The sequence below is a fragment of the Lysinibacillus halotolerans genome (assembly GCF_003711845.1).
Classification (GTDB): domain Bacteria; phylum Bacillota; class Bacilli; order Bacillales_A; family Planococcaceae; genus Ureibacillus; species Ureibacillus halotolerans.
Window position 1 is genome coordinate 1 of record NZ_RHLQ01000017.1, and the last position, 26,057, is coordinate 26,057.

Here is a 26,057-nt window from a genome sequence, read left to right on the forward strand (position 1 = left end):
AATTTGAATTTTGTTGTAAAAGTTCGACGTTGACGTGGCATAATAGCAGGCTCCCTTTAGGTTAGTATGTTAAGTCTACTAGCCCTTATAGTATCTGTCCAACTTAGTGTAACCGATTCAGGGTATTTTTTGAAAGGATTTAATAAAGAACCCCTACAACAATTTTAGGTTATTATAGTTCCCATAAGTATAATATTCGTACTTATAGGAACTTAATTGAATAACTCAATCGTTACCTTAGAAAAACATTAAGAAGAAGGAGTACCTGTTATTAAGGCTCGATAATAATTGTAAGCATTTAAATCATAGCTAATCGAAGTTCATTAGAAGAATTACACTTTTTAATTTAGCAAAGAACCTTTGATTAATTTGGAAAGACGGTTCACAATCATTTTCCAATCAGAAAAAGGTTCAATTTTTTCAATTTCAAGAAAATCAAGAATTTCATATTTTAATGGCTTAAGATATAAATCAATAATAGTATTTATTATATTTGTCGGATAATTGGATTCTTGATTTATCTTGTTGGTTAAATACCCAAAAAAGTTACTTTCATTATTCTCAGAATCGATGTCATAATGAATCATGTTCCTCATTTCACTACATTCTTCTTTAATTTCTATTTCATATTTCTCTATAAGTCGTTTTACTCTCCCATCACTTTCATTATTCCATTCATTAAATTGTTTTTTGGAGTGGTTTCTTATATTCAATAAGTTGTCCATAATTTCATCAGTCTTTAAGGTTGTTAATCTTAATAGTATATAAGAATCTAAAAACAAAGGATTTTTTAATTTGGTCATATATCTGTCCCTAAGCCAAATTACATCGTTTATTTCTTGTAAACTAAAAATCAACCTAAGTTTAAAGGTATTCATTAAATCATCATCAGAAGAAAATAAAGCTTTATGATTTATATCTCTACATTCATACGAATTTTCTGCATCTATTCTTTCAATAAAATCAGTATTGGTAGGTAAGCTTATGCCAAAAGTCTTTTCTAATGATTGTGATAATAGTACGCTTATTTCACCTATATATTCAGCAAAAGAGAGTGTACGCTCTCTAATTTGTGCTTTCTCTTCCAAACTAGGAAAAGGGAGATTACCTGTATCAATAAGAATGTATGCTATATAAAGTGTGCTGCCAACAACTTCATCATCATCATTCAAATAAAATCCTATGTTGTTCACATCTTCACCATAAGCATTAATATGATAATCCAGAACTTTTCGATACATTTTTTGATTATGACCTCTTTTTTTTATGTAGAGATGAATATGGTTTCGAATTGTATTCACTCGTTCATCAATTCCAATAGAATCTGTAAAAAAAGCATTTGAAAATTCATCAATGATTAAGCATATATCTCTCAGTAACGAATACACATGTGTACATGTAAATTCCTTATTTCCACGCATATTCAAAATAAGCCTTTGAATCGCTTTTAAATCTGTATAAGCTGTAAGTACAACACTTGAATTAATAATATCACCTAGCTTTCCAACTTGATTTAATACATATTCTTATTTTATACAATAGTTGAAAGTGCATAAAGTAGTAACTATTTATTTTAATAGCTTCTAATATAATAGCTGCTGTAAAATGTAGAATTCTCCTAAAAAAGAGCAGCCACAATGACCGCTCCCTTTTTGTCCACATTATACATCTAGTGTATTTAGTGGATTATTATTAGCAACATCACATATCAAAGAGACTTGTTATGCACAACCTTTTTTTGCTACTTTAGGGTTGTTATTATTCATTTAGAGGATTGTGTACAAGACTATTTCTCCCTGTAATTCACAATCCCTAATTAACTTCTATAATATTCGTAATTTAGTCACAAACTTCCGGTATACCTTTAACTTTAGCTGTTCTAAAGAAGTACCGCAGCCACATGATGCGATGGCGTTCGGATTGTCCATTAATAATCCACCGTCTATATGTCAAGATTATTTAAAGGACTATGTTTTTGATATTTTCTACCAATTTCAACGTCAGAGAAATCTAAATATGCTTTCATCGTTGTTGAAATATCTGAATGCCCTAACAGTTTTGATAACGTAGCAAAATCACCATTCTGTAAAAGATAATACTTCGCAAAATTATTTCTAAGCAAATGTGGATGAACTTCTAATCCGATTTCTTTACCCTTCCTCCTAACTGTAGCTTCGAAATTAGTAACATTTAATTTCGTACCTTTGCTTGTTGGAAATAAATAGTCACTATTTCTGAGTATTTATCCCTATGTTTAATCCATCTTTTTAAATCCATAGACATTTTATAACCAAAATACACATACCTCTCATGACCATTTTTAGTTTTTCTTACAAGAATCGATTTAGTTTTAAAATCAATATCTTCTGGCATTAATTCACAACATTCACTAGCACGTAATCCCGTATCCAGAATTAATTTAAGTTGAATAAATGTTCTATATTCATGAAATTTAGACAAATCATAAGCACCTAACATTAACTTAATATCTTCTGGAGATAATAATTCTTTCTTTTTTCGTTTAGGCTTTATTTTATCGATTTTTTCCATAGGGTTGTTATCTATTTCACGTTCACTTTTTAGGAAATTAAAGAACACTCTAATATTTCGAGTATAATTGGCTATTGTAGTGTCACTTATCGGCTTTTTATAGTCTTCCCGTCTATTTGGGTAGTTTATATTTAAAGTCTTGTCTGAACCTGTTACAGTGTATTTCCCACGTTCCCTTAAATATTTTATATAGTGTCTTATATGACTCGTTTTAACCTCTGAAGCATCGTGAATTCCCAATTCCTGTACTAAATAATTTCTAAATAATATTAATGTCTGCTCATAAGACTTTAATGTCTTTTTTGACAAATTTTTGGCATCACAATACAACATAAAATTGTCTAACTGTAAATCTATTTCGATAATTGTTCTGTCTTTTTTTGACATAAAAAAGCACCTCCATTTATTAGTTGATATAAACCCAATAAATAGACGTGCTTAAGAATTAATTGATATTCATTTAGTTATTTATTGCTTTGTTTAGTAGTTTATTTCTTAATTAATTTAGTGTAATGACACCTTTAAACTACTACAAATACCATCACACCAACCTTAGCTCGCCACTAATTCAATACGAATTTTATCGGCAATCATGGCAATGAATTCTGAGTTAGTTGGTTTTGATTTTAAATGGTGGACTGTATAACCAAACATTTGGGAAATCGATTCGTAATTTCCACGGTTCCACGCCACTTCAATGGCATGACGAATTGCTCTTTCTACACGAGAAGGAGTTGTACCGAATTTTTTTGCTATCTCTGGATATAAAATTTTTGTCACAGAACCTAACAATTCAATGTCATAATAAACCATTTGGATTGCTTCCCTTAAATATGAATAGCCTTTAATATGAGCAGGAACACCAATTTCCTTTATAATTGCAGTAATCGTTGTGTCAAGTTGCCGTTGATTTACTTTAGCTTGTCCATCCGGTTGAAGAATACTTTGTCTTTTTACACTCTCTGTTTTTTGACCCGCACAGTGTAATATTTTTTGTACAAGCTGATCGAACTCAAATGGTTTTAACATAAAGTAGGAAGCACCATATGTAACTGCTTGCTTCATTACATCTTCTTGTCCAAAGGCTGTTAACATAATCACTTGTGTTTTCGCAAGACGATCGTCGCTATACATAGCCTCAAGTACGCCAAGTCCATCTAAATGTGGCATGATTATATCAAGCAGTAATACATCAGGTTGAAATTCTTCTAACATTTTAATACAAAGCTTACCGTTTGCTGCAGTTGCTACTACTTCAATATCAGGATGATTTTCAAAAAATTGCTCCATCGTTCTGACTAAATCGCGGTTATCGTCGGCAATTGCCACTTTTACTTTCGCCAAAAAAATTCCTCCTTAGATTCAATAATACAAGTATTCTACTTAATTAGTATTCCGTCTCATTTTATGCCACAGTTTTACTATACTTGACAATTGTAATTTCGACATCAGTTAGAAAATTCCTTTAATTTATAAAAAAATGATAAACTAGTCCGAAGGTTTCATGTTTTCTCGACATTATTTTTGAATTCCTCTTAATTAAACTATAACAAAAAACATTTCACGTCATGATTTTGTTATAAATAACAAAAAAAGACTACACTTTTCATGAAAAGTGTAGTCTTTTTGCTTATTTCGGTTTTTTCTTTAACATTTCTGTAACCGTAATTGCTGCCCCTTTAGATGGTTGTTCGACAAACATATGCGTTACCGCACCTACAAATTGTCCTTTTTGTATAATCGGGCTGCCACTCATCCCTTGAAGGATACCACCTGTTTTTTCTAATAATTCTTTATCGGTTACGACAAACTGTAAAAAATTATCTTCGATTTTGGTTATGTCTATTTCAAAGGCTTCCACTTCCGACCCTTCAATAGCCGTATAAAGTTCTGCCTTACCGAGCTCAATTTCTTCTTCGTTCATAATATCAATTGGTTTGCGTAAACTTTCTTTTAAGTCGCTTTCCCAGCTACCGAAAATGCCATATAAGTCGTTGGATTTAACATTTCCTAAACGAATGTTGTTATGATCAATAACGGAAATTTTGTAACCAGGATTTCCCGGACTGCTTTTCTTGATCTGTTCTATGGAGGCTAAAAAGATGGAACCGTCCGTAAAGTCTGGGGGTTCATTTAAAACACCATCGATTATTTGGTGACCCAAAGCACCATATTGTTTCGACTCTGGATCTATAAAGGTTAATGTACCTATGCCATCTGTTTCATCTTTCAAAAACGGTAAAATATTATTTGCTTGTTCACTTGTTAATGAAAGCTCTCGTTTTTCTTGGGCTTTCTGTTTTACGGATAATGTAAGTTCATTCGAGGAAATTTGATCTTTTATTTTTTCGACAGATGTTACAGATGAACCGTTTACTTCTGTAATGACGTCACCCTTCTTTAACCAATGTCCATTTGGTAATAAAACATCGTGGGCAACGTATACAAATGGCAATTGTAACTGTATCCCAATTGATTCACCCATTGGTATTAATTTCTTCGCAAAGGCTTCTGCATTTGGCGAAAAAATAAATACCATGAATAGGACCAAAGACAACAGATTACGCAAATGGCATTTCATAGTCCACCTCCTTTAAGATTTGTACATTTACTATGTGTCACTTGTACATCATTAATGAGAGGTAAATATTTGTCGTCTAAACAATTAAAAAATGTGGATAAAGGAGTAGCCATTTAGCTACTCCTTTTACTTTTTTAAATTGGACAAATATTTTTTTCAAACGATGGAAAACTAAATTTACTACGAAAACAAATGTTGCATCTCTTTTTTGCGCACTTTTGCTAACTGCAGAAGCTCGGAAGCATGTTGTAAAGTTAAATCTGTAATTTCAGATCCGCCCATCATACGACTTATTTCTTCTATACGATTTTGCATATCGATATTGGAAACCGTCGTATAAGTTCTATTTTTCTCCACTTGTTTGCGGATTAAATAATGTTGGTCGGCCATAGCAGCTACTTGTGGTAAATGGGAAATACAAAGCACTTGTGAAGAGATGGAAATGGCAGCAATTTTCTCTGCAATTGCTTGAGCTACTCTTCCACTTACTCCTGTATCAACTTCATCAAAAATAATTGAAGTAATACCATTTGAAGAAGAAAAAATCGTTTTTAAAGCGAGCATAATTCGAGATAATTCACCGCCAGATGCAATTTTTGGTAATGATTTTGGCGGTTCCCCTACATTTGTTGATATGTAGAATGATACATAGTCTTTCCCATTCACATCAAAACTATGTAAGGAATCAAAATTAACAATAAACTTAGCTTTTTCCATATGTAAATCTCGCAATTGACCCATGATGGCTTCACTAAGTTTTGAAGCACAATGCTTTCTTTTGCTCGTAAGTTGCTTTGCTAATTGCTCCAATTCCTCTTCCATTTTAGCTAATTTTATTTCGTTATTTTTAATCGTTTCATCTCGATTTTGTAATTGAACTAACTCATCGGTAATTTTTTCATAATAATTTAATATTTCTTCAACGGTTGTCCCATATTTTCTTTTCATCGTTTGATATTGAGCTAATCGATGTTCTACTTCGTTCAATCGATTTGGATCGAATTCCAATTCATCTATAATATTTTTAATTTGATGTGCCGCATCTTGTAATGCATAAAAGGAAGTTGTAACAGCCTCAGATGAATCTTTAAATTGCTCATCCAACTCTACGATATCATCCAACGCATTCATCGCATCACCAATATTATCTAATCCTTTTAATTCCCCAGAAATCGCCTCATAGGCAATATTAGCCCGTTCAAAAATTTTATGGAAATTAGATAACCGTTTCCGTTCTTCTAATAGTTCCTCTTCTTCCCCTAATTTCAGATTAGCTTCTTCCAGTTCATTCATTTGAAATTGATATAAATCTATTCGTTGGGCTGTTCTTTGTTCATCAATATTAATAGCTGCTATTTCTCGTTTGAAGTCACGATACGCTTGATACTTTTGAGTGTACCGTTCTTTCAATTCTGCTATTTCTTGATGGGCAAAATGATCCAGTAAATGAATATGCTGCTTTTCATCCATCAGCTCTTGACTTTCATGTTGACCATGAATGTCAATTAATGTTGAGCCAATATCTCGTAAAACGGATAACGGAACGAGTTTACCATTGACCCGGCATACACTTTTACCATTTTCATTAATATCCCGGCGAAGTATAATCGTTCCTTCTTCACTTTCAAGTCCAACTTCTTCAAGTTTTTCGTAAATTGGATGATGTTCATTTGTCATCATGAACAGTCCTGTTAATTCTGCTTTTGTGGCACCATGTCGAATAAATTCTGAAGAAGCTCGTCCACCAGCAAGGAGATGAACGGCATCAATAATAATCGATTTTCCCGCACCTGTTTCACCAGTTAAAACGGTTAGACCATCAGAAAAATCAACTGTTAAGTCATCTATAATAGCAAAGTTACGTATACTAAGCTCTTTTAACAAAAATCCTTCACCTCTTAAAATACCCTTTTACTAAATTAGTAAAATTTATGAGATTCATTTAAATTAAAGTAAATCTAAAATACGTTCTTTTACAATTTCACGATCTTCTTCTCTACGACAAATAATAAGAATCGTATCATCTCCTGAAAGGGTTCCTAAAATCTCTTTCCATTCTAAATGGTCGATTAAAACCGCAATCGCATTCCCATTCCCTGGTAAAGATTTTAACATTAAAAAATGGGATACACCATCAATGCTTACGAAGGAATCTGCTAAAGCTCTTTGTAGTTTTTGCAATGGATTAAATCGTTGATCGGCAGGAAGACTGTATTTATAACGGCCATCTTGGAGGGGAACTTTTACTAAATGTAGTTCTTTTATATCCCTCGAAACAGTTGCTTGTGTAACGTTATATCCATTTTGTTTTAAACGATCTACTAATTCATCTTGCGTTTCAATTTCATTATTTGTTACAATTTCACGGATTCGCATATGACGTTGGCCTTTATTCATCCTGTTCACCTCTTATGAATATATATGTATATTTATACTAACATTCCACCTATAAAACCTCAAGAAAAAGTGGATGACCCTTATATGAAGAGTCACCCACTTATTTTGGGTATCATAAATTTTCATGTATACCAATTATCCAATAGTTATTTTAATTCACTATGTGCTGCTTCTACAATCTCTTTGAAGTTAGTAAAAGGTTCTACTTCTTCATTCGCTTTTGGATTTACTAAATGGAATAAAAATTCAATATTTCCTTCACCGCCTGTTATCGGTGAATAAGAAGCATTTTTTACAACAAATCCGATATCCGTTGCCATTTTAGCCGTATCTTCTAATACTTGTAAATGAATTTTCGGATCACGGACTATGCCTTTTTTCCCTACATTTTCACGCCCAGCTTCAAATTGTGGCTTTACTAGCGCCATCACATCTCCACCTGGCAATAAAATTGTTTTTAAAACCGGTAATATTAAAGAAAGGGAAATAAAAGAAACATCAATCGTTGCAAATTCCGGCAACCCTTCTGTGAAGTCTTCCGGTTTAGAATATCGAAAATTTGTTTTCTCCATTACCGTAACCCGTTCATCGGAACGAATTTTCCAAGCAAGCTGATTCGATCCGACATCGAGGGCATAACAATGTTTCGCCCCATTTTGTAAAGCACAGTCCGTAAAACCACCTGTTGATGAACCAATGTCCAACATCAATTTTCCTTCAACGGACATATCAAACACTTCTAATGCCTTTTCCAGTTTTAGACCTCCACGACTGACATATTTCAGTTGAGACCCTTTTACTTGGAGAGGTGCATCGATAGAAATCTTTTCACCAGCTTTATCGATACGGGTTTCATTGGAATAAACTAATCCCGCCATAATAGAGCGTTTTGCTTTTTCACGAGTTTCACATAATCCTCTTTCAACAAGTAATATGTCCACCCGCTCTTTGATTTGTTTCGTCATACTAATTTCGTTCCTACTTTTTTGTTACTATTCGCCAATTTTCGAAGGCGTTCAACGGCTTCTTCTTTTGTAAGATGAATTTCTTCCAATAACAAATCAACGCTACCTTGTTCAATAAATTGATCTGGAATACCCATTCGGTCGATTTCCACATCTAAGTATTTATTTTCACTAGCAAACTCAAGAACCGCACTACCAAATCCACCTTGAAGAACAGCTTCTTCAATCGTTAAGATTGGAACCTTTTTCGCTAATAATTCATGTAGCATATCAACATCTAAAGGTTTAATGAAACGAGCATTCACAACTTTTACATCAATTCCTGCTTGTTCTAATTCTTTAGCAGCATCCATCGCCATTGGAATTGTCGTACCAAAGGTTAAAATCGCAACATCCTTACCTTCTTTTAGTATTTCCCAGCTACCGATAGGGATTGTTTTCATTTCTTTATCCATCGGTACACCATAACCGTTACCACGAGGATAACGTAGCGCAATCGGTCCATCATTATATTCAATCGCCGTTTTTACCATATGTTGACCTTCATTTTCATCCTTTGGCATCATAAGAACCATATTCGGTAAATGTCTTAAGAACGCGATATCGAATACACCTTGGTGGGTTTCGCCATCCGCACCAACTAAACCAGCACGATCAATTCCAATGAATACGTTTAAGTTTGGTCTTGCAATATCATGTAATACTTGATCATACGCCCGTTGTAGGAAAGTAGAATAAATAGCTAAATACGGTTTCATTGCTTGAGTAGCAATACCTGCTGCCATCGTTGTTGCATGTTGTTCAGCAATCCCAACATCAAAGAAACGATCAGGGAATGAACGTTGAATTCCTTCCATTTTTGAACCAACCGGCATCGCGGGTGTAATAGCCACAATCCGTTCATCATCTTCCATTAGCTTACGAACTGATTCCGAAACTAAGCTGCTCCAACTTGGACCTTTTGCAGAAGATTTAACAAAGTCACCAGTTTCCATCTTATAAGGACCTGTACCATGCCATGTCCCTACAGTATCTTCTTCAGCTGGTTTATACCCTTTTCCTTTTTTCGTAATGACGTGAACAATGACAGGACCTTTTACTTTTTTCGCATACTCAAGCGATTTTTCTAAAGCTTCAAAATCGTGTCCGTCAATTGGACCTAAATATTTAAAGCCCATTTCTTCAAAGAATACACCTGAAACAACTAAATATTTTAAACTGTCCTTTACTCGTTCAGCAGTACTCGCAACTTTTCCACCTAACACAGGAATTTTTTTCAATAGTACTTCCAATTCCTCTTTTGCCTTTGAATACTCTTTTGCTGTACGCAGTCGACCTAAAATATTGTGTAATGCACCAACGTTTGGAGCGATAGACATTTCATTATCATTTAAAATGACAATCATGTTCTTTTTTTCATGGCCAATATGGTTTAGAGCTTCTAAAGCCATTCCACCTGTTAATGCACCGTCTCCAATAATTGGAATAACATAATTTTTTTCTTTTTTAATATCACGAGCAATAGCCATACCCATCGCAGCAGAAAGAGACGTGGAACTATGGCCAGTTTCCCATTCGTCGTGTTCACTTTCACTGCGCTTTGGAAAGCCGCTTAGACCTTTAAATTGTCGTAAAGTATCAAATTGATCTGCGCGACCTGTTAATATTTTATGAACATAAGCTTGGTGCCCTACATCCCATAAAAATTTATCCTTCGGACTATTAAAAGCCTTATGCAATGCGATCGTTAACTCAACAACACCTAGGTTTGGGCCAATATGTCCCCCTGTAATCGAACATTTTTCAATAAGAAAAGAGCGAATATCACTTGCTAGTGACTCTAACTCTTTTTTATTCATATTTTTCAAAAAGGATGGACTAGTAATTTTGGTTAAATCCATCTCACACACACCTTTTCATAATTATTAATCAAAGAAAACGTTTTTACTATTATACCAGTGAAAACTTTTAATCAAAAGAATTTGCTATTTTTTAATTATTTCGATGAACAATATATTGGGCAAACTCCTTTAATAAAGAAGTGTCCTTCTCCACTCTTTCTAGCGCTTCTATTGCAAAATGATAGTGTTCTTCTAACTTTTGCTTTGCTCCTTCGAGAGTAAGTAATGCTGGATACGTGCTTTTATTACTTTTTTCATCTTTCCCAGCAGTTTTTCCAAGTTCTTCAGAAGTGGCGACAATATCTAAAATGTCATCTTGGATTTGGAATGCTAAGCCGATATGGTGGGCATATTCTACTAATGCCGCCCGTTCTTCTTCACTTGCATTTGATAAAACAGCACCTGACTCTATACTAAAACGTAAAATTGCTCCTGTTTTATTTATATGGACATGTTCAAGCTCAGGTAAATTTAATTGACGAGATTCCCCATCGATGTCTAATACTTGTCCACCAACCATACCTTCAGCACCTGAAGCGATACTTAATAAATTAATTAGCTCAACCCGTTGATTGGATGGAACGTTTTCCATTCTCGCTAAAATACCAAAGCTTAATGTGTTTAGCGCATCGCCAGCTAATGTTGCTAATGCTTCACCGAAAACAATATGATTTGTCGGTTTACCTCTTCGCATATCATCATTATCCATACTTGGTAAATCATCGTGGATAAGTGAATATGTATGAATCATTTCCACAGCTGCACCGACAGTGAATGCTTCTTGTTGTTTATTTTGAAACAAATCACATACTGCTAAAACAAAAAGGGGGCGAATTCTTTTCCCGCCAGCTTTTAACGAATAGAGCATAGATTCTTTTAATTGTTCTGGCGCTTTAATACATTGAACTAATGAGTATAACTCATTCTCAATTTTAGGTAAATTATCAGCAATAAATTCCTTTATACGATTTGTCATAGCTATTCCTCTCCGTTTGTTGGTTCAAAAGGTTGTTTCTCACCTTGGTCGTTTACTATCGATATTAATTGTTTTTCCGCATTTTGTAACTTTTCATGACAAAAATGGGATAATTCCATTCCATTTTTATATAAATCAATCGCTTCTTCTAAAGGGACGTCACCTTGTTCCAGCTTACGTACAATTTCTTCTAATTCGGACATAGCTTGTGCAAAGGACTGTTCTTTTTTCATTATTTTTCCCCTCCTTCATGAATTTCAATAATTTTTGCTTGAACTTTTCCATCATGGAAATGAATGTCAATTTCTTCATCTTTTGATAATTGCGTGACAGATTTAACGACTTGTTGCTCTTTATAAGTAACACTATACCCTCTTGTCATAATTGATAATGGGTTTAACGCCTCTAAAGTTCTTACATTTGCACCATATTGATCTTTCTTTTTTTGTAACAGAGACAAAACGGAGCGGGTTAATAAATCGGTCATATGATTAATTTGTTTATAATTATACTGGATTTCATTTTTAGGCGAATGGGATTTTATCGTCGAATCAAGTTTTTGTAATGCATTATACTTTTTCATCAAATACATTTGAGAGGCTCTACCTAGTTGCATATCCAACTGTACAATTTTTTCTATAAAGGGACGATACAGCCTTTCTGGTGTTGCCAATGGATAAGCATTTTGCAGTTTCTTTAAGCGGCTCCGCTCAAACTGGACTAATGCTGATGTCATTTGTTGCAATCTGGATTTATTAGATATTATTCGTTGAATTAACTCATGTTGGTTAGGAACAGCTAACTCTGCTGCTGCAGTTGGTGTCGGTGCACGAAGGTCCGCAACAAAATCTGCAATTGTCGTATCCGTTTCATGTCCTACCGCACTAATAATAGGAATTCTACTTTCAAAAATAGCTTGGGCAACGATTTCTTCATTGAATGCCCATAAATCCTCTATAGAACCGCCACCTCGACCTACGATTAAGACGTCACATAACTGTTGATTGTTCGCCAACTGAATATTTTTCACAATATTGGGCGCAGCATTTTCACCTTGAACAACGGTTGGATAAATAACGATTTCCGCTAAAGGATAGCGTCTGTTAATCGTTGTACATATATCTCTAATGGCTGCTCCCGTTGTTGCAGTTAACACGCCAACGGTATTCGGAAATTTAGGGATCGGTTGTTTAAAATTCGGATTAAAAAATCCTTCCTTTTGCAATCTTTCTTTTAATTGATTAAAAGCAACAAATAAGCCACCTACACCATCGGGTTCCATCGTTTGCACATACAATTGGTAAATACCCGATGATTCGTACACATTGACTTCCCCTCGAATATAAACCTGCATCCCCTCTTCAGGCTTAAATTTCAATTTACTTGCTTGTGTACGAAACATAGCAGCTGTAATTCTTGCTGCATCATCTTTTAAAGTAAAGTATATATGGCCAGAACTATGTATTTTTACATTGGAGAGCTCACCTTTTACATACACTTCACGTAAATGAGGATCTGCATCGAATTTACGTTTTATATATTTTGTTAGGGCTTTCACAGTTAAATAAGAAGACGTTGTCATATGTACGGCTCCTCCAACTTAAAATTAGTATTTGTATGAAACTATCAAAATCATTTCATTCCAAAAGAAAAGCTGTTTCTCTTTTAGAAAAACACAATTTGTCGCTTAAAAGGGCAAATTGATGTATTTTCTTATGCGGAAAACTTATAGGTTCATATCCGCGCAGAAAAACAGCTTCTGTTTCTATAGTTTACATGTTTTCAACTTATTTGTCCTGTACTAAGGTGTTCTCTGCTGATTGTACAGTGTTATAAAGTAACATTGTAATCGTCATTGGACCTACACCGCCAGGAACAGGTGTAATATGGGATGCGATTCCATCAACTGCTTTGAAATCTACATCTCCAGTTAATTTATTATGATCGTCTCGGTTAATACCTACATCAATGACAACAGCACCAGGTTTCACATGCTCTTTTGTAATAAAGTTGGCTCTTCCAACAGCTGCGATTAAAATATCCGCTTGCTTTGTAATGGAAGGTAAATCCGGTGTTTTGGAATGAGTATATGTAACAGTAGCATCTTTTTGAAGTAACAGTTGTCCCATTGGTTTTCCAACAATATGGCTTCGACCAACTACAACTGCGTGTTTACCAGCGATGTCTATCCCTGAATATTCAAGTAATTTCATCACACCAAATGGCGTACATGGTAAATATGTCTCTTGGCCTAACATCATTTTCCCTACACTTACTGGAGAAAAACCGTCCACATCTTTATCAGGGGAAATCGTTGCGATGACTTTGTCTTCGTCGATATGTTTTGGTAATGGTAATTGTACTAAAATTCCATGAATATCGTTGCGATGATTTAATGAACGAATTTGTACAAGCAATTCTTCCTCTGTCACATCTTCCGGTAGTTGGATCAGTTCAGAGAAAATTCCAATTGCTTCACAAGATTTTTGTTTATTTCGAACGTAAGTTTGTGATGCTGGATTATTACCGACTAAAATGACAGCTAAACCAGGTGTCACTCCTTGTTCTTTTAACAATTGAACTCGCTCGGCAATTGATTTTCGAATTTCTTGGCCAATTTCTTTTCCGTTAATGATTGCACTAGACATCTTCTGATACTTCCTTTCAAAGGACTATTGTTGTGTGAATTTTGATAGAACACCATTGACAAATTTGCTAGACTTTTCATCGCCAAATGTTTTACAAAGCTCAATCGCTTCGTTTAAAACAACACGGCTCGGTGTATCTTGCATAAAGAGTAATTCATAAACTGCCAATCTCAATACCGTTCTTTCGATTTTAGGTAAACGGCCGAGTGACCAGTTTTCTAAATTTCGACTAAGTTTTTCGTCGATTTCTTTTTGATTTTCTGTAACACCTTGTACTAATTGTTCGAAAAATGCATCGGATTCTTCGTCATTTAGTACGTGTCCAATCGCTTCCTGTAATGTTAGATCTGTGTTGTCTAACTGAAACAGTACTTGCACAGCTTTTTCGCGCGCATCATGTCGTTTCATGTATAAATCTCCTTCATTAGTAACATTAAGTCCTATAATAACATATTTTAGCTATTCTAACACAGCTTCAAACGAACTTTTAAAAAATACGAACAGTAACATGATTTTTATTTAACTGGATAGCATTTTCTTTCATTTTTGAATGTTCGAGAGAAGAGTATTATGCTGTGTTTCCTTTTAACATCATTTGAAGACTTGTGCCGCCTTGACCGCTTTTTTCCATCCTTCGTACAATGCTTCTTTTTTCTCCACTTCCATTTCAGGAACAAATTTTTTGCCGATATTCCAGTACTTTGAAATCTCCTCTTTACTTTTCCAAAACCCAACTGCCAGCCCTGCCAAATAAGCTGCACCTAATGCTGTCGTTTCATTAATAGCCGGTCGTTCAACAGGAACGGATAAAATATCCGACTGGAATTGCATTAAAAGATCATTTTTCACAACGCCGCCATCAACCCGTAAAGATTTAAGGGAAATTTCCGAGTCTGCTTCCATTGCCCCTAATACATCTTTTGTTTGATAAGCAAGGGATTCTAATGTTGCACGAATGAAATGCTCTTTCGTCGTTCCACGGGTAAGGCCAAAAACTGCTCCCCTCACATCACTATCCCAATAAGGGGTTCCTAGTCCAACAAAAGCTGGGACGACGTAAACGCCCTCTGTACTGGAAACTTTCTCTGCATACCGTTCACTTTCACTGGAATCACGAAACATTCTTAATCCGTCACGTAACCATTGAATCGCTGAACCAGCAACAAAAATACTCCCTTCCAAAGCATATTCCACTTTCCCATCTATTCCCCATGCGATGGTTGTTAATAATCCGTGATTGGAACAGACCGCTTTCTCCCCAGTATTCATTAACATAAAACACCCAGTGCCATATGTATTTTTAACCATTCCCGACTCAAAACAAGCTTGTCCAAAAAGGGCTGCCTGCTGATCTCCAGCTATCCCTGCAATGGGGACTTCCACGCCGAAGAAATGACTTTTGGAAACATGCCCGTATATTTCAGATGATGGGCGTACTTCCGGTAACATCGTGGAAGGAATATTAAGTATTTCTAACAATTGTTCATCCCATTTTAGATCAAAAATGTTATACATTAACGTTCTAGAAGCGTTCGAATAGTCTGTTACATGGACTTCTCCTTCCGTAAGTTTCCATATAATCCAACTATCAATCGTTCCAAAAAGCAGTTCACCCTTTTCCGCTTTTTCTCTGGCACCTTCTACATGATCCAATATCCATTTCACTTTCGTACCAGAAAAATAAGGGTCAATAATAAGACCTGTTTTTTGTTGGAATAACTTTCCATAACCTTGCTCTAATAATTCGTTGCAAATTGGAGCAGTTTGACGGGATTGCCAAACGATTGCATGATAAATCGGCTCTCCCGTTGTTTTATCCCATACGACCGTTGTTTCCCGTTGGTTTGTGATCCCTATGCCTTGAATTTGTTCAGGACGAATATTTTTTTCTGAAAGCACCGTTGCAATGACAGATAAGATGGAACTCCATATTTCATTTGCATTATGCTCAACCCAGCCATTTTGTGGAAAATGTTGTTTGAATTCTCGCTGGGAAATATGTTCTACCTTCCCCTCCTTATTAAATAAAATAGCTCGGGAACTAGTTGTTCCTTGATCTAATGATAAAATATATTTTTCCAATGTCTTCCCTCCAAAAGAACTACAAAACATTATGTATGTTTTTATTCATAACTATAATACCACTGTTACGACGTATACTTTTAACTCGAGTACTTTTTATTCTAAAAAAGAGTATGCCCAAAAAGACATACTCTTCTTTAAATCTATTCAAAAATTACATCTTTCTTTTAAATATTTTTTCCATCAGAGCAATTGAGCGACAAAATTATTCCCCTTGTTGACGATCAGCTGCTTCGTCTTTAATTTCTTCTCTAAAACCATCTAAAGCTTGTTTGCGGCGCTCGTTTTTAGCTTGAATCTTCGCTTTCTCTTCAGGACTTGAAAATCCCATCGTTTCTTCTGCTGCTTCAATATTTTCAATCGTGTTGTGAACCATCTTTTGTAATTTCTCTACATTATCTGAGCGGTCATCTGGATTCGGTTTACGATTATTCATCATTTGAAAATACCTCCTATTTTTATTTTTACGGGATTAGTTTGGTTCCATTTCCTATGTTTATACAGTAATTGCATTGTTAATCGAATAAAAAAAAGATCTCTTTCTAACTTAAGAAAGAGATCTACTATTTGTTAATTACTCGTCATCTTTTGAGTTTTCGAATTGAATGGCCGTAATATGAACATTTACTTCACTCGTATCAATCGATGTCATATTAAAGATTGCTTGACGAATGGATGTTTGGATTTCCTTCGCTACTTTTGGAATAGAGTAGCCATATTTTACTGAACAAAATACATCCATCACAATTTGTCCATCTTCCGAAATCGTTGCCTTAACACCTTTAGAATGGACTTTTTTTCCTAAACGTTCTGCAACACCTGATGCAAAGTTTCCTCTTGTAGCAGCAACACCGTCAATTTCTGTTGTGGCAATTCCTGCGATTACCTCAATTACTTCAGGAGCTACTTCGATTTGACCAAGTTCTTCTTTACCAGAAGGAGTTGGTTGTATGAAAGCTTTTGCTACTTTCTCAGCCATCTTCTTCATCCTCTCTTACTTCGCAAATTGTCTTCTAATATTAATAATGACAAAATTCACAAAGATTTCTATTTAGAATATATTATACCTTATTTTTTTCCTTAGCGCTTTATCGAATACATTTTTTCTAAATAATATTTTACTCATGTTCTTTCCAAATGTTTGCCAAATATTCATAAGAAGTTTTACGCTTTTCAATATCATAAATTGGACTATTAATCATCAATTCATCTACTTCACGATGGCGTAAAAATTCTAATAATTGATCATATACAGTTTGTTTAGAGCCGTAGAACGTATATTTCAGTTGTTGGAATACGACTTTCTTTTCATCCTCTGTCCAAAGGCTTGCCATTTCCCTTGGCGGTTGGGTTTTACCCCTTTTCCCTTTAATGATGCCTAAAAACTGTTGGAATAATGTACTAGCTAAATATTCCCCTTCTTCATCGGTATTTGCCACCATAGCATTCACAGCAACCATAGAATAAGGTTTATCCAATACGTTTGAAGGTATAAAGTTTCTTCTATACGTATTAAGGGCATCATCTAACAAATCAGGTGCAAAATGACTTGCAAAGGAATATGGTAAACCAAGTCGACCTGCCAATTGGGCACTATAAAGACTGGAGCCTAATAACCAAACAGGAATAGACATTCCTTTTCCAGGTACGGCAATAACAGGCCGTTCAACATCTTCAAAGTACCCTCTTAATTCATCTACTAAACGATCAAACTCATAAGCTCCTCTATCATCACGTCGTAACGCACGGGCTGTGAGCATATCTGAACCAGGTGCTCTTCCTAACCCTAAATCGATTCGACCTGGATACATGGATTCTAATGTTCCGAATTGCTCTGCAACAACGAGTGGTGAATGGTTCGGTAACATAATCCCCCCTGAACCAACTCGAATCTTACTTGTTGCAGCAGCTAAATACCCTATTAAAACGGGTGTTGCAGAGCTGGCAATCCCTTGCATATTATGATGTTCTGCCACCCAATATCGATTGTAACCAGACTTCTCAGCAGTCAGGATTAATTCTCTACTATTTTGAAATGAATTAGCTGGCGTTTGCCCCTCTAAAACGGGTGCTAAATCGAGTACAGATAATTTTGGTAACAACTGTAACTCCCCCTTCCATATTGATAGTATAAAACGAACTGGAGAAGTATTCATTTATTTCGTCTCGGGACAAAAAAATGACTATCTCAAATTGAGATAGTCATTTTATGGAATCATTTATTGATTCGGTACTTCTTCTTTTTTTGCTGTATTTAATAAATCGTTTTCCTCAAGGAATTTCGTATTGAATTTTCCTGATTGGAATACTTCATTGTTCATTAAAGCTTGATGGAATGGAATCGTTGTATGAATTCCAGGTCCCGCCACTTCAAATTCACTTAAAGCACGATTCATTTTAGCAATCGCTTCTTCTCGAGAATCCGCATGAACAATTAATTTGGCAACCATTGAATCGTAATATGGGGGAATTGTGTACCCTGCATATACTGCAGAATCAATACGAACCCCATAACCACCTGGTGTAATATAAGTTTCAACCGTACCTGCTGAAGGCATGAAGTTTTTATATGCATTTTCCGCATTAATGCGGCACTCAATTGCCCAACCATTCATTTTAATATCTTCTTGTGTAAATGGAAGTGGCTCTCCAGCTGCGATTTTTAATTGTTGTTGTACTAAATCAACACCAGTGATCATTTCCGTTACCGGATGTTCTACTTGGATACGCGTATTCATTTCCATGAAGTAAAACTTATCTTCTTGATAATCGTAAATAAATTCGATTGTACCCGCACCTTCATAATTACAAGCTTGTGCAGCTTTAACAGCTGCAGCACCCATTTCAGCTCGACGTTCTTCTGATAATGCAGGTGAAGGTGCTTCCTCTACAAGCTTTTGCATACGGCGTTGAACTGTACAGTCCCGTTCACCTAAATGGACAACATTTCCAAAAGAGTCTGCTAACACTTGAATTTCACAATGGCGGAAGTATTCGATGAATTTTTCAAGATAGACACCTGGATTACCAAAAGCTGCTGCTGCTTCTTTTTGCGTAATATCGATCCCTTTTACAAGGTCTTCTTCCGTACGAGCAACACGAATCCCTTTACCGCCGCCGCCAGCAGTCGCTTTAATAATAACCGGGTAGCCAATCTCTTTCGCCCATTTTTTACCTGTTTCAATATCTGGAACGATCCCAGTACCAGGAACAAGTGGTACTCCCGCTTCTTCCATCGTACTGCGAGCAACGTCTTTAATTCCCATAATTTTGATCGAATCAGATGAAGGACCAATAAACTTAATTCCTGCATTTTCACAAGCTTCAGCAAAATCAGCATTTTCAGCTAAAAAACCGTAACCGGGATGAATGCCATCGACCCCTGTTTTTTGGGCTACACCTAAAACTGCTGGGAAGCTTAAATAAGAGTCTTTTGATAGTTTTGGTCCGATACAATATGCTTCATCTGCTAATTTCACATGAAGGGCATTTGCATCAGCTTCTGAATATACCGCAACGGTTTCAATACCGAGTTCTTTACAAGCACGAATAATTCGTACTGCAATTTCACCACGGTTTGCAATTAAAACTTTTTTCATTATAGAAGCACCCCTTACTCAGGTTTCACTAGGAATAGTGGTTGTCCATATTCTACTAATTGCCCGTCTTTCACAAGTACTTCAACAATTTCACCTTTAATTTCAGCTTCAATTTCGTTGAATAATTTCATCGCTTCAACGATACATACAATTGTTTCTTCTCCAACTTTATCTCCTACTTTTACGTATGGTGGTTGGTCAGGTGAAGGTGCTTGATAGAATGTCCCTACCATTGGCGAAGTAATTTTATGTAATGAAGATTGATCAACAGTAACAGGTGCTGTCTTTTCCTCCACTTTTACTTCTTCCTTAGTCGTTTCAACAACAGGTTCTACAGCTACTGGAGCTGGCGCTGGTTGTTGTACTACTGGAGCAGTTTCAACTTTAGGAGCGACAACTTCTGTTACAACTCCGTTATTTTTTTTCAATTTTAGTTTAGCCCCATCATGTTCATAAACGAATTCGTCTATGGATGATCCGTCAACTAATTTAATAATTTCTCTCAATTCTTGTACTTTAAACACGTAAAGACACCCCTTATGTTTTATTCACTTCTTTACTATTTTATAGTTTTTTTCCTAAATTTGAAATACATAAATACAATTTTAAAGAAATAACGTAAAAAACAGTGCTTTCGTCTTGAAAACGAACGCACTGCGTAATTTCTGTTAGCTAAAATATTATTCTTGTAATAATAATTTCGAATTAATAGTAATTCGATTCAACGTTTACTTGTACATCGCTTACATCTTCAAGTTCTGATCGAACTGTAAAAATAATTTCGTTAGCTTGTTGTTTCGAAATTTCATCTGATAATACTGTTACTGCCACTTTCTCATCTTCTACTCGTACTAGAGCATCTGAATAACCAAGGGATTCAATTAACATCTCTAGCATAGATTCTGATGACTCTTGTTCAATAAGGGCATTCATTTGGTTAAAGGCTTCATTTTTCTCTTCTGCTGAATACTCATCAGATGCAATTTTTTGTGTTAGTTGCTCTCTTAATTGATCTCGTTCATTACTTTTTTCCATTCTCATTTCTTCAAATAAGTAACTTTCAGATGTTGTTGTAGTCATTTCTTCTTCATCTACACCTGTTAGAGTAGTTTCTTGTAATGCGTCATCTGAAAAAATTGTCGCCAGATCCACATCACGATTTGGTTCAAATACATAGTAAACTGAAATGACGGCCGCTAAACTTAGTAGCGTTAATAACCATACTGTTCTTCTTTTTACTTTCATTGTTCATCTCCTTTACTCTCCATCGGTACAATCATAATTCTGTGAGTAGGCATTTGCATTACTCGACTAATAGTTTCCAAAAGTTGCTTTTGAATAGCTGGGTTAGACGCCCCTTCCGATACAACGAGCAATCCTGATACATGCTGTTGATTTTCACTTGAACTGAGATACCCATTTAATAGACTGTCAGCGTTTGAATCCTTTGATGAAGGGACGTCGTAATGAAAGTAGACCTTTACTTGTCCAACACCTTTAATCTGACTTAGGGTTTGCTCAAGTTTACTTTCCTCTTCAGATGAGTTATATTGCTCCTCCTTTGGATCATTCAACGTTACAGAAATGTACGCAATGAACACTAGAACTGCAATCGGAATAAAGATTAATTTTTGTTTTGACCATTTCTTTTCCACCTCACGTTCTTTAGCGCCTCCTTTCTATCAAATACGCCTCGGCGTATTGCCGGAGGCTTTCCCTTTGTTCAGCATCGTTCAAAATGAATTCATAATCTTCATATTCCCTTTACTCTAGATGAAGGCACTTTACTGAACAAAGTTTAACGTTTCATCACATTGTATGAAGCTAGTCCTAACTGTATGCTTTATAGTTTAAGAAAATCTAACACTGTTGTTAAAAAAATTAATAATGTTGCTAGTTTTACATAGACAATGACGTCTTTCTCATCAGCTAAAAGTAATAAACATTTCCCTATTAAAATAATGATGATGAGTTTGATCAAAAGCTTTTCCCCACCCCTAGCTGCATAATCACTATTAAGATGAGCCAAATAAATACAAAGGCAATTCCAAGTAATATTGCTACAGCACAAAGTAATAATAAAGATTTCCCAACGTCATCTAACAGTCCGCTAATCGTACTTCCGGTAAAGGGTTCTATAACAGCAGCTAATAACTTAAAAGTCATAGCATGGATTAGTAGTTTACCAGCTGGATAAAAAGCAGCAATCCAAAAAGCCGTCATCGCTCCTAATCCTACCACTGTAGTAGCAGTTGATTGATATTTATGGAATATCGAAAACCCTTCTACAATGAGAGAGCCGACGATGGGTATCGTTTGTTCGATTACTTTTTTTACTGGACTTGCTATAGCTTGGTCAATTGTAAAGAAGGCTACACCAGTAAAGGAAAGTACCGTTACCATTCCTAAAAGCGATGCTGTAATGAGTGTCATGACGGTTCCACGAATTAAATCTGATGCCTTTGAAAATGAAATATCTTGAATAAATCTAGAACAAAAATCAAGAATTAGCGCTACCGTTATGGCAGGAATTAAAATTTTTTTACAAAGTAGCATAAGCATTTCAAAAATAAAGAGAACGACTGGGCTCCAGGCGATAAATGAAAATACCGCATTTAATACAACTAAAATGGAAGTTAATATCGGTGTAATGGCTAAAAAGAAATCCGAGGCTACGTTGACGATTTGCCCCATCGTAGAAAAAGCATCCATTACAGTTTGTCCAAGGGTTAATACGAGTACAATGATGAATAACGTATCGCCCCATTTTTTAAATTTCGGCACAAAGGCCTCTATCAAAAGAAATAACACGGTATAAATTAAAACTAAGATGATGGATTGTCCAGCGAGTTTCAATGGATCTGTAAAAACATTTAGTATTTCATTCATTATTAAAGCCCCTTACTGAAGCTTTTCTAAAATTGACGAGAAATCTGACAATACTTTTGCAAATTCGCTAGTCCAATAAAATAGTAATACGATGCGAATGGAAAACATGACAAGTTCTCCAAATGTTTCATATTCCTTTTCATCAAATAAAGATTGAAAGAACAAACCTATCTGGTAAAAAAGTGCAGAGTACACAAGCTGAGGTACATATGGCACTGATTGCACATAAGTAAGGAGCTGCTCTGTAAAAGGAATAGCGAGCATCGACAGTAAGAAATAAAGTAAGATGAAAAAGAAAACAATGACGGTTATCGCGTGTAGTTTTTCGAACGTTTCTTTAATTAGTATTAAAAGTAAAATTAAAATGACAGCATAAATTAAAAATTTCATATGTTACCCTAATTTAAATTTAGCCATTGGAAGAATGTAAGTATGTCGTCAAAGAAAAGCCGTAAAAATCGAATTAGTTCTGCCGTAATATACAAATATGCGATAAAAAATATAAAGAATGAAAATTCCTTTTTGCCGATTTGCTCAAAGAAAACATGAAGTAAAGCAATAATGAGCCCTACCCCAGCTACCCGCAAAACGTCCTGTAATTCCATCACGACGCCTCCTTGTGTAAGGCAATATATGAGCTTGTTCAAAAAAATAGACCTTTTTATCATGAAAAAAAGTCATCTCTTCGAAAGAGATGACTTAAAAAATGTTCAATAATGAAAGAAAAAGCCTTCCATAAAGGAATGGCTTTTAACTTTCATTTCTATTCTTTTCTACTATGCACGAGATACGTAAGATCCGTCAGTAGTATTAATCACTAATTTGTCCCCTTCATTTACGAAGAATGGAACTTGAACAACTAAACCAGTTTCAAGGGTAGCAGGTTTTGAACCACCAGAAGCAGTGTCTCCTTTAATACCTGGTTCAGTTTCTTTCACTTCTAATACAACTGTGTTTGGTAATTCAACACCTAGCATTTCACCTTGGTATGATTGGATGTAAACTTCCATATTTTCAAGAAGATATTTTAATTCTTCTTCGATTTGTACACTTGCTAATTCTGTTTGTTCATATGATTCCATATCCATGAATACGTGGGAATCACCTTGTGCATATAAATATTGCATTTTACGGTTATCGATTTGTGCCTTTTCAACTTTCTCACCTGCGCGGAAAGTTTTTTCTGTTACGTTACCGTTACGTAGGTTACGTAATTTCGAACGTACGAAAGCAGCACCTTTCCCTGGTTTAACGTGTTGGAAATCCATTACACGGTATAATTGGCCATCAATCATAATTGTAAGACCAGTACGGAAATCGTTAACTGAAATCATGAGTTGTATTCCTCCATTATAAAATAATTAAATCTTTGGTTGAATGGGTTAATTTTTCATTACCTGTTTCTGTGATTAAAATATCGTCTTCAATACGAACGCCGCCAATTCCCGGTAAATAAATACCTGGTTCAATTGTCACCACCATATTTGGCTCTAGAACGGTTTCGGAACGAGATGAAAGGCCTGGGCCTTCATGTACTTCAAGTCCGATTCCGTGGCCAGTAGAATGACCAAACGCCTCGCCATAACCTTTTGAAGTTAAATAGTCACGAGCAATTGCGTCAGCTTGAATACCAGTCATACCTGGTCCAACTTTTTCTAATGCTAGAAGCTGTGATTCTAAAACCGTTTGATACATTTCCTTTAGTTTATCTGACGGTTGACCAACTGAAATTGTACGCGTGATATCTGAAACGTATCCATTGTAAATCGCACCGAAATCAAGTGTGACGAAATCACCCTTTTCAATGACCTTCTCTGTTGCTACACCATGGGGTAATGCGCTGCGCACACCACTAGCAACAATTGTGTCAAAAGATGATGCAGTTGCGCCTTGTTTTCGCATGAAAAATTCTAATTCATTCGATACTTCAAGCTCAGTTACACCTGGCTTAATGAATTCTAATATATGGGAAAAAGCATTGTCAGCAATTTCACATGCAACCTTAATAATATTAATCTCTTGTTCAGTCTTAATCAAGCGAATTTTTTCAATTAACCCAGAAAGCGGTATTAATTCAGCGTTTATTAGGGATTTATAAGTTTCAAACATCCCGTAAGTCATCGTATCTTTCTCAAAACCTAACGTTTTAATACCCATTTTTTCTACTTGTGTAGCTACTTCTTTATAAAGAACACTTTCATGTTGTACGATTCGGAAATGCTGGACTTGATTTTTTGCTTGTTCTGTATAACGGAAGTCTGATATAAAAACTGCATCATCTTTTGTCACAATGGCTACTCCAGAAGTGCCGGTAAAACCTGTCATATAACGACGATTGTAGTCGTTTGTAATTAATAAACCATCCACATTATTTTCTACTAATGCTTTACGTAATTTCTCTAATTTTATCATCCCATTTTCCTCCCTTTATTGTTCTAGAAACTTTCTAAGTGCTAATTGATAACCAAAAGTTCCTAGACCACAAATTTGACCAACACATTCTGCAGCAAGTTTTGACTCATGACGAAACGATTCCCGTTTATGTATATTCGAAATGTGCACTTCAATGACAGGCACATTTACGGCTGCAATTGCATCTCGAAGAGCGATACTTGTATGGGTATAAGCTCCCGGATTAAACACAATGCCATCCACATTTCCGTCCTCCGCTTCATGAATCCAATCAATTAATTCCCCTTCATGGTTCGATTGCCGAAAATCAATTGTAGCATTGAATTGCGTCGCAAGATTTTGACATTTCAGCTTAACATCATCCAATGTTTCACTGCCATAAATCTCCGGTTCACGCTTCCCTAATCGATTTAAATTCGGTCCATTTAAGATTAATACCTTCATCGACATTCTCCTCTTTTAACGGAAATTACCACTTTTATTTTATCATAGTGTCTTTATACGGCAACTTATTTCGTTCATTTTCAGCTTTATAATGAAACATAGCCGTTTCAAAAACAAATCGGGCCGTAATGATAAGTGTCACCATAAATGGAATTGATAATTTTTTAAAGGATGAAAGTTCTGCAGGTAAATCAAAAATAATCCACTCACAAATAAGGGCAAAAATTGCACCAATGATCAAAGAAGAGAAAAAAGGTGGAACCATTTGAACGAATTGCATGATGAAATAAAAAATTAAAATAATACAAAAGATGACAATGATTAAAATAAGCCATTGAACGGTCCAATGACTTTCCGTTAATATATCTAACCTTGTTGTATAGCCAACTGGACTCCATTTGATGAAATGAAAAAGGGATAATAATTTCAATGTTAGAGCAAGTAATAATGAAGCAAATAGACTTGTGAAAATTGCCAAATAAACCATATGAACACCTCTTTTTTTCTCCTTAGTTTCCCCCATTCACAAAATTCGTATGCGTAAAACATAGTGCTTTTGGGAAAAATTTAGTACAATAAATGATACTAGTTTTAAAAATTGAGAGAGTGGTGT

General features: G+C 35.4%; 28 protein-coding genes and 2 pseudogenes. All 30 read right to left on the bottom strand.

The window, feature by feature from the left end; genetic code table 11:
- Window positions 1-341: 341 nt before the first annotated feature.
- Entirely contained in the window at window positions 342-1,427 is a 1,086-nt protein-coding gene (locus EC501_RS08390; protein ID WP_148037814.1) for a hypothetical protein, read from the bottom strand.
- Between the two features lie 412 nt (window positions 1,428-1,839).
- Window positions 1,840-1,940 (bottom strand): annotated as a pseudogene (locus EC501_RS18640) (iron-sulfur cluster assembly accessory protein); the annotation flags it as partial.
- 2 nt (window positions 1,941-1,942) lie between these two features.
- A pseudogene (locus tag EC501_RS08400) lies at window positions 1,943-2,916 on the bottom strand (tyrosine-type recombinase/integrase).
- Window positions 2,917-3,102: 186 nt separating this feature from the next.
- The gene (gene spo0A, locus EC501_RS08405) at window positions 3,103-3,894 is read right to left on the bottom strand and encodes a sporulation transcription factor Spo0A (protein ID WP_122971838.1); all 792 of its coding nucleotides are present in this window, start codon (window positions 3,892-3,894) and stop codon (window positions 3,103-3,105) included.
- 286 nt (window positions 3,895-4,180) lie between these two features.
- Window positions 4,181-5,131, bottom strand: coding sequence for a SpoIVB peptidase S55 domain-containing protein (locus tag EC501_RS08410; protein WP_122971839.1), 951 nt, complete (start codon window positions 5,129-5,131; stop codon window positions 4,181-4,183).
- Window positions 5,132-5,311: 180 nt separating this feature from the next.
- Window positions 5,312-7,015, bottom strand: coding sequence for a DNA repair protein RecN (recN, locus tag EC501_RS08415; RefSeq protein WP_122971840.1), 1,704 nt, complete (start codon window positions 7,013-7,015; stop codon window positions 5,312-5,314).
- A 63-nt stretch (window positions 7,016-7,078) separates the two neighbouring features.
- A complete protein-coding gene (gene ahrC, locus EC501_RS08420; RefSeq protein WP_122971841.1) occupies window positions 7,079-7,528 on the bottom strand; it encodes a transcriptional regulator AhrC/ArgR in 450 nt (149 codons plus the stop codon).
- Between the two features lie 146 nt (window positions 7,529-7,674).
- Entirely contained in the window at window positions 7,675-8,493 is an 819-nt protein-coding gene (locus EC501_RS08425) for a TlyA family RNA methyltransferase (protein WP_122971842.1), read from the bottom strand.
- Window positions 8,490-10,394: a 1-deoxy-D-xylulose-5-phosphate synthase gene (gene dxs / locus EC501_RS08430; protein WP_122971843.1), complete on the bottom strand. Its 1,905-nt coding sequence runs from the start codon at window positions 10,392-10,394 to the stop codon at window positions 8,490-8,492. Before dxs ends, EC501_RS08425 begins: the two co-directional genes overlap by 4 nt.
- A 91-nt stretch (window positions 10,395-10,485) precedes the next feature.
- On the bottom strand, window positions 10,486-11,370 hold the full coding sequence (locus EC501_RS08435) for a polyprenyl synthetase family protein (protein WP_122971844.1): 885 nt from the start codon (window positions 11,368-11,370) through the stop codon (window positions 10,486-10,488).
- A gap of 2 nt (window positions 11,371-11,372) precedes the next feature.
- Window positions 11,373-11,606, bottom strand: coding sequence for an exodeoxyribonuclease VII small subunit (gene xseB / locus EC501_RS08440; RefSeq protein WP_277749716.1), 234 nt, complete (start codon window positions 11,604-11,606; stop codon window positions 11,373-11,375).
- A complete protein-coding gene (gene xseA / locus EC501_RS08445) occupies window positions 11,603-12,952 on the bottom strand; it encodes an exodeoxyribonuclease VII large subunit (protein ID WP_122971846.1) in 1,350 nt (449 codons plus the stop codon). Before xseA ends, xseB begins: the two co-directional genes overlap by 4 nt.
- Window positions 12,953-13,157: 205 nt before the next feature.
- Window positions 13,158-14,018, bottom strand: coding sequence for a bifunctional methylenetetrahydrofolate dehydrogenase/methenyltetrahydrofolate cyclohydrolase FolD (gene folD, locus EC501_RS08450; RefSeq protein ID WP_122971847.1), 861 nt, complete (start codon window positions 14,016-14,018; stop codon window positions 13,158-13,160).
- A 24-nt stretch (window positions 14,019-14,042) separates the two neighbouring features.
- The gene (gene nusB / locus EC501_RS08455) at window positions 14,043-14,426 is read right to left on the bottom strand and encodes a transcription antitermination factor NusB (RefSeq protein ID WP_122971848.1); all 384 of its coding nucleotides are present in this window, start codon (window positions 14,424-14,426) and stop codon (window positions 14,043-14,045) included.
- A 183-nt stretch (window positions 14,427-14,609) separates the two neighbouring features.
- A complete protein-coding gene (gene glpK / locus EC501_RS08460; RefSeq protein WP_122971849.1) occupies window positions 14,610-16,100 on the bottom strand; it encodes a glycerol kinase GlpK in 1,491 nt (496 codons plus the stop codon).
- 205 nt (window positions 16,101-16,305) lie between these two features.
- Window positions 16,306-16,539, bottom strand: a complete 234-nt coding sequence (tlp, locus tag EC501_RS08465) for a small acid-soluble spore protein Tlp (RefSeq protein WP_174232671.1) — start codon at window positions 16,537-16,539, stop codon at window positions 16,306-16,308.
- A gap of 135 nt (window positions 16,540-16,674) precedes the next feature.
- Window positions 16,675-17,079 carry an Asp23/Gls24 family envelope stress response protein gene (locus EC501_RS08470; RefSeq protein WP_122971850.1) on the bottom strand — a complete coding sequence of 135 codons (405 nt, stop codon included), beginning with the start codon at window positions 17,077-17,079 and terminating at the stop codon, window positions 16,675-16,677.
- A gap of 139 nt (window positions 17,080-17,218) precedes the next feature.
- Window positions 17,219-18,202 carry an LLM class flavin-dependent oxidoreductase gene (locus EC501_RS08475; RefSeq protein WP_241559306.1) on the bottom strand — a complete coding sequence of 328 codons (984 nt, stop codon included), beginning with the start codon at window positions 18,200-18,202 and terminating at the stop codon, window positions 17,219-17,221.
- Between the two features lie 117 nt (window positions 18,203-18,319).
- Window positions 18,320-19,699: an acetyl-CoA carboxylase biotin carboxylase subunit gene (gene accC, locus EC501_RS08480; protein ID WP_122971852.1), complete on the bottom strand. Its 1,380-nt coding sequence runs from the start codon at window positions 19,697-19,699 to the stop codon at window positions 18,320-18,322.
- Between the two features lie 14 nt (window positions 19,700-19,713).
- Window positions 19,714-20,223: an acetyl-CoA carboxylase biotin carboxyl carrier protein gene (accB, locus tag EC501_RS08485; protein WP_122971853.1), complete on the bottom strand. Its 510-nt coding sequence runs from the start codon at window positions 20,221-20,223 to the stop codon at window positions 19,714-19,716.
- Between the two features lie 181 nt (window positions 20,224-20,404).
- A complete protein-coding gene (locus EC501_RS08490; RefSeq protein WP_122971854.1) occupies window positions 20,405-20,944 on the bottom strand; it encodes a SpoIIIAH-like family protein in 540 nt (179 codons plus the stop codon).
- Window positions 20,941-21,354: a hypothetical protein gene (locus EC501_RS08495; protein ID WP_122971855.1), complete on the bottom strand. Its 414-nt coding sequence runs from the start codon at window positions 21,352-21,354 to the stop codon at window positions 20,941-20,943. Before EC501_RS08495 ends, EC501_RS08490 begins: the two co-directional genes overlap by 4 nt.
- Before the next feature lie 188 nt (window positions 21,355-21,542).
- Window positions 21,543-21,680: a hypothetical protein gene (locus EC501_RS18385; RefSeq protein WP_158599690.1), complete on the bottom strand. Its 138-nt coding sequence runs from the start codon at window positions 21,678-21,680 to the stop codon at window positions 21,543-21,545.
- On the bottom strand, window positions 21,677-22,588 hold the full coding sequence (locus EC501_RS08500; RefSeq protein ID WP_122971856.1) for a stage III sporulation protein AE: 912 nt from the start codon (window positions 22,586-22,588) through the stop codon (window positions 21,677-21,679). Before EC501_RS08500 ends, EC501_RS18385 begins: the two co-directional genes overlap by 4 nt.
- A 12-nt stretch (window positions 22,589-22,600) precedes the next feature.
- On the bottom strand, window positions 22,601-22,978 hold the full coding sequence (locus EC501_RS08505) for a hypothetical protein (RefSeq protein ID WP_122971857.1): 378 nt from the start codon (window positions 22,976-22,978) through the stop codon (window positions 22,601-22,603).
- A gap of 8 nt (window positions 22,979-22,986) precedes the next feature.
- Window positions 22,987-23,193 carry a stage III sporulation protein AC gene (locus EC501_RS08510; protein WP_122971858.1) on the bottom strand — a complete coding sequence of 69 codons (207 nt, stop codon included), beginning with the start codon at window positions 23,191-23,193 and terminating at the stop codon, window positions 22,987-22,989.
- A 171-nt stretch (window positions 23,194-23,364) separates the two neighbouring features.
- Window positions 23,365-23,922, bottom strand: coding sequence for an elongation factor P (efp, locus tag EC501_RS08515; RefSeq protein WP_122971859.1), 558 nt, complete (start codon window positions 23,920-23,922; stop codon window positions 23,365-23,367).
- A 16-nt stretch (window positions 23,923-23,938) separates the two neighbouring features.
- Window positions 23,939-25,000 (bottom strand): M24 family metallopeptidase, encoded by a 1,062-nt coding sequence (locus tag EC501_RS08520; protein ID WP_122971860.1) that lies wholly within the window; start codon window positions 24,998-25,000, stop codon window positions 23,939-23,941.
- A gap of 15 nt (window positions 25,001-25,015) precedes the next feature.
- Complete coding sequence (gene aroQ, locus EC501_RS08525) at window positions 25,016-25,444, bottom strand: type II 3-dehydroquinate dehydratase (RefSeq protein ID WP_122971861.1); 429 nt, start codon at window positions 25,442-25,444, stop codon at window positions 25,016-25,018.
- A 34-nt stretch (window positions 25,445-25,478) separates the two neighbouring features.
- Entirely contained in the window at window positions 25,479-25,931 is a 453-nt protein-coding gene (locus EC501_RS08530) for a hypothetical protein (RefSeq protein WP_122971862.1), read from the bottom strand.
- Window positions 25,932-26,057 lie beyond the last annotated feature (126 nt).

What these genes read in the sequence shown, in the direction of transcription:
- EC501_RS08410 (WP_122971839.1), bottom strand. Translation starts at nt 5,131, where the DNA reads ATGAAATGCCATTTGCGTAATCTGTTGTCTTTGGTCCTATTCATGGTA.
- ahrC (WP_122971841.1), bottom strand. Translation starts at nt 7,528, where the DNA reads ATGAATAAAGGCCAACGTCATATGCGAATCCGTGAAATTGTAACAAAT.
- EC501_RS08425 (WP_122971842.1), bottom strand. Translation starts at nt 8,493, where the DNA reads ATGACGAAACAAATCAAAGAGCGGGTGGACATATTACTTGTTGAAAGA.
- dxs (WP_122971843.1), bottom strand. Translation starts at nt 10,394, where the DNA reads ATGGATTTAACCAAAATTACTAGTCCATCCTTTTTGAAAAATATGAAT.
- EC501_RS08435 (WP_122971844.1), bottom strand. Translation starts at nt 11,370, where the DNA reads ATGACAAATCGTATAAAGGAATTTATTGCTGATAATTTACCTAAAATT.
- xseA (WP_122971846.1), bottom strand. Translation starts at nt 12,952, where the DNA reads ATGACAACGTCTTCTTATTTAACTGTGAAAGCCCTAACAAAATATATA.
- folD (WP_122971847.1), bottom strand. Translation starts at nt 14,018, where the DNA reads ATGTCTAGTGCAATCATTAACGGAAAAGAAATTGGCCAAGAAATTCGA.
- nusB (WP_122971848.1), bottom strand. Translation starts at nt 14,426, where the DNA reads ATGAAACGACATGATGCGCGCGAAAAAGCTGTGCAAGTACTGTTTCAG.
- tlp (WP_174232671.1), bottom strand. Translation starts at nt 16,539, where the DNA reads ATGATGAATAATCGTAAACCGAATCCAGATGACCGCTCAGATAATGTA.
- EC501_RS08470 (WP_122971850.1), bottom strand. Translation starts at nt 17,079, where the DNA reads ATGGCTGAGAAAGTAGCAAAAGCTTTCATACAACCAACTCCTTCTGGT.
- accC (WP_122971852.1), bottom strand. Translation starts at nt 19,699, where the DNA reads ATGAAAAAAGTTTTAATTGCAAACCGTGGTGAAATTGCAGTACGAATT.
- EC501_RS08490 (WP_122971854.1), bottom strand. Translation starts at nt 20,944, where the DNA reads ATGAAAGTAAAAAGAAGAACAGTATGGTTATTAACGCTACTAAGTTTA.
- EC501_RS08500 (WP_122971856.1), bottom strand. Translation starts at nt 22,588, where the DNA reads ATGAATGAAATACTAAATGTTTTTACAGATCCATTGAAACTCGCTGGA.
- EC501_RS08505 (WP_122971857.1), bottom strand. Translation starts at nt 22,978, where the DNA reads ATGAAATTTTTAATTTATGCTGTCATTTTAATTTTACTTTTAATACTA.
- EC501_RS08510 (WP_122971858.1), bottom strand. Translation starts at nt 23,193, where the DNA reads ATGGAATTACAGGACGTTTTGCGGGTAGCTGGGGTAGGGCTCATTATT.
- efp (WP_122971859.1), bottom strand. Translation starts at nt 23,922, where the DNA reads ATGATTTCAGTTAACGATTTCCGTACTGGTCTTACAATTATGATTGAT.
- EC501_RS08520 (WP_122971860.1), bottom strand. Translation starts at nt 25,000, where the DNA reads ATGATAAAATTAGAGAAATTACGTAAAGCATTAGTAGAAAATAATGTG.
- aroQ (WP_122971861.1), bottom strand. Translation starts at nt 25,444, where the DNA reads ATGAAGGTATTAATCTTAAATGGACCGAATTTAAATCGATTAGGGAAG.
- EC501_RS08530 (WP_122971862.1), bottom strand. Translation starts at nt 25,931, where the DNA reads ATGGTTTATTTGGCAATTTTCACAAGTCTATTTGCTTCATTATTACTT.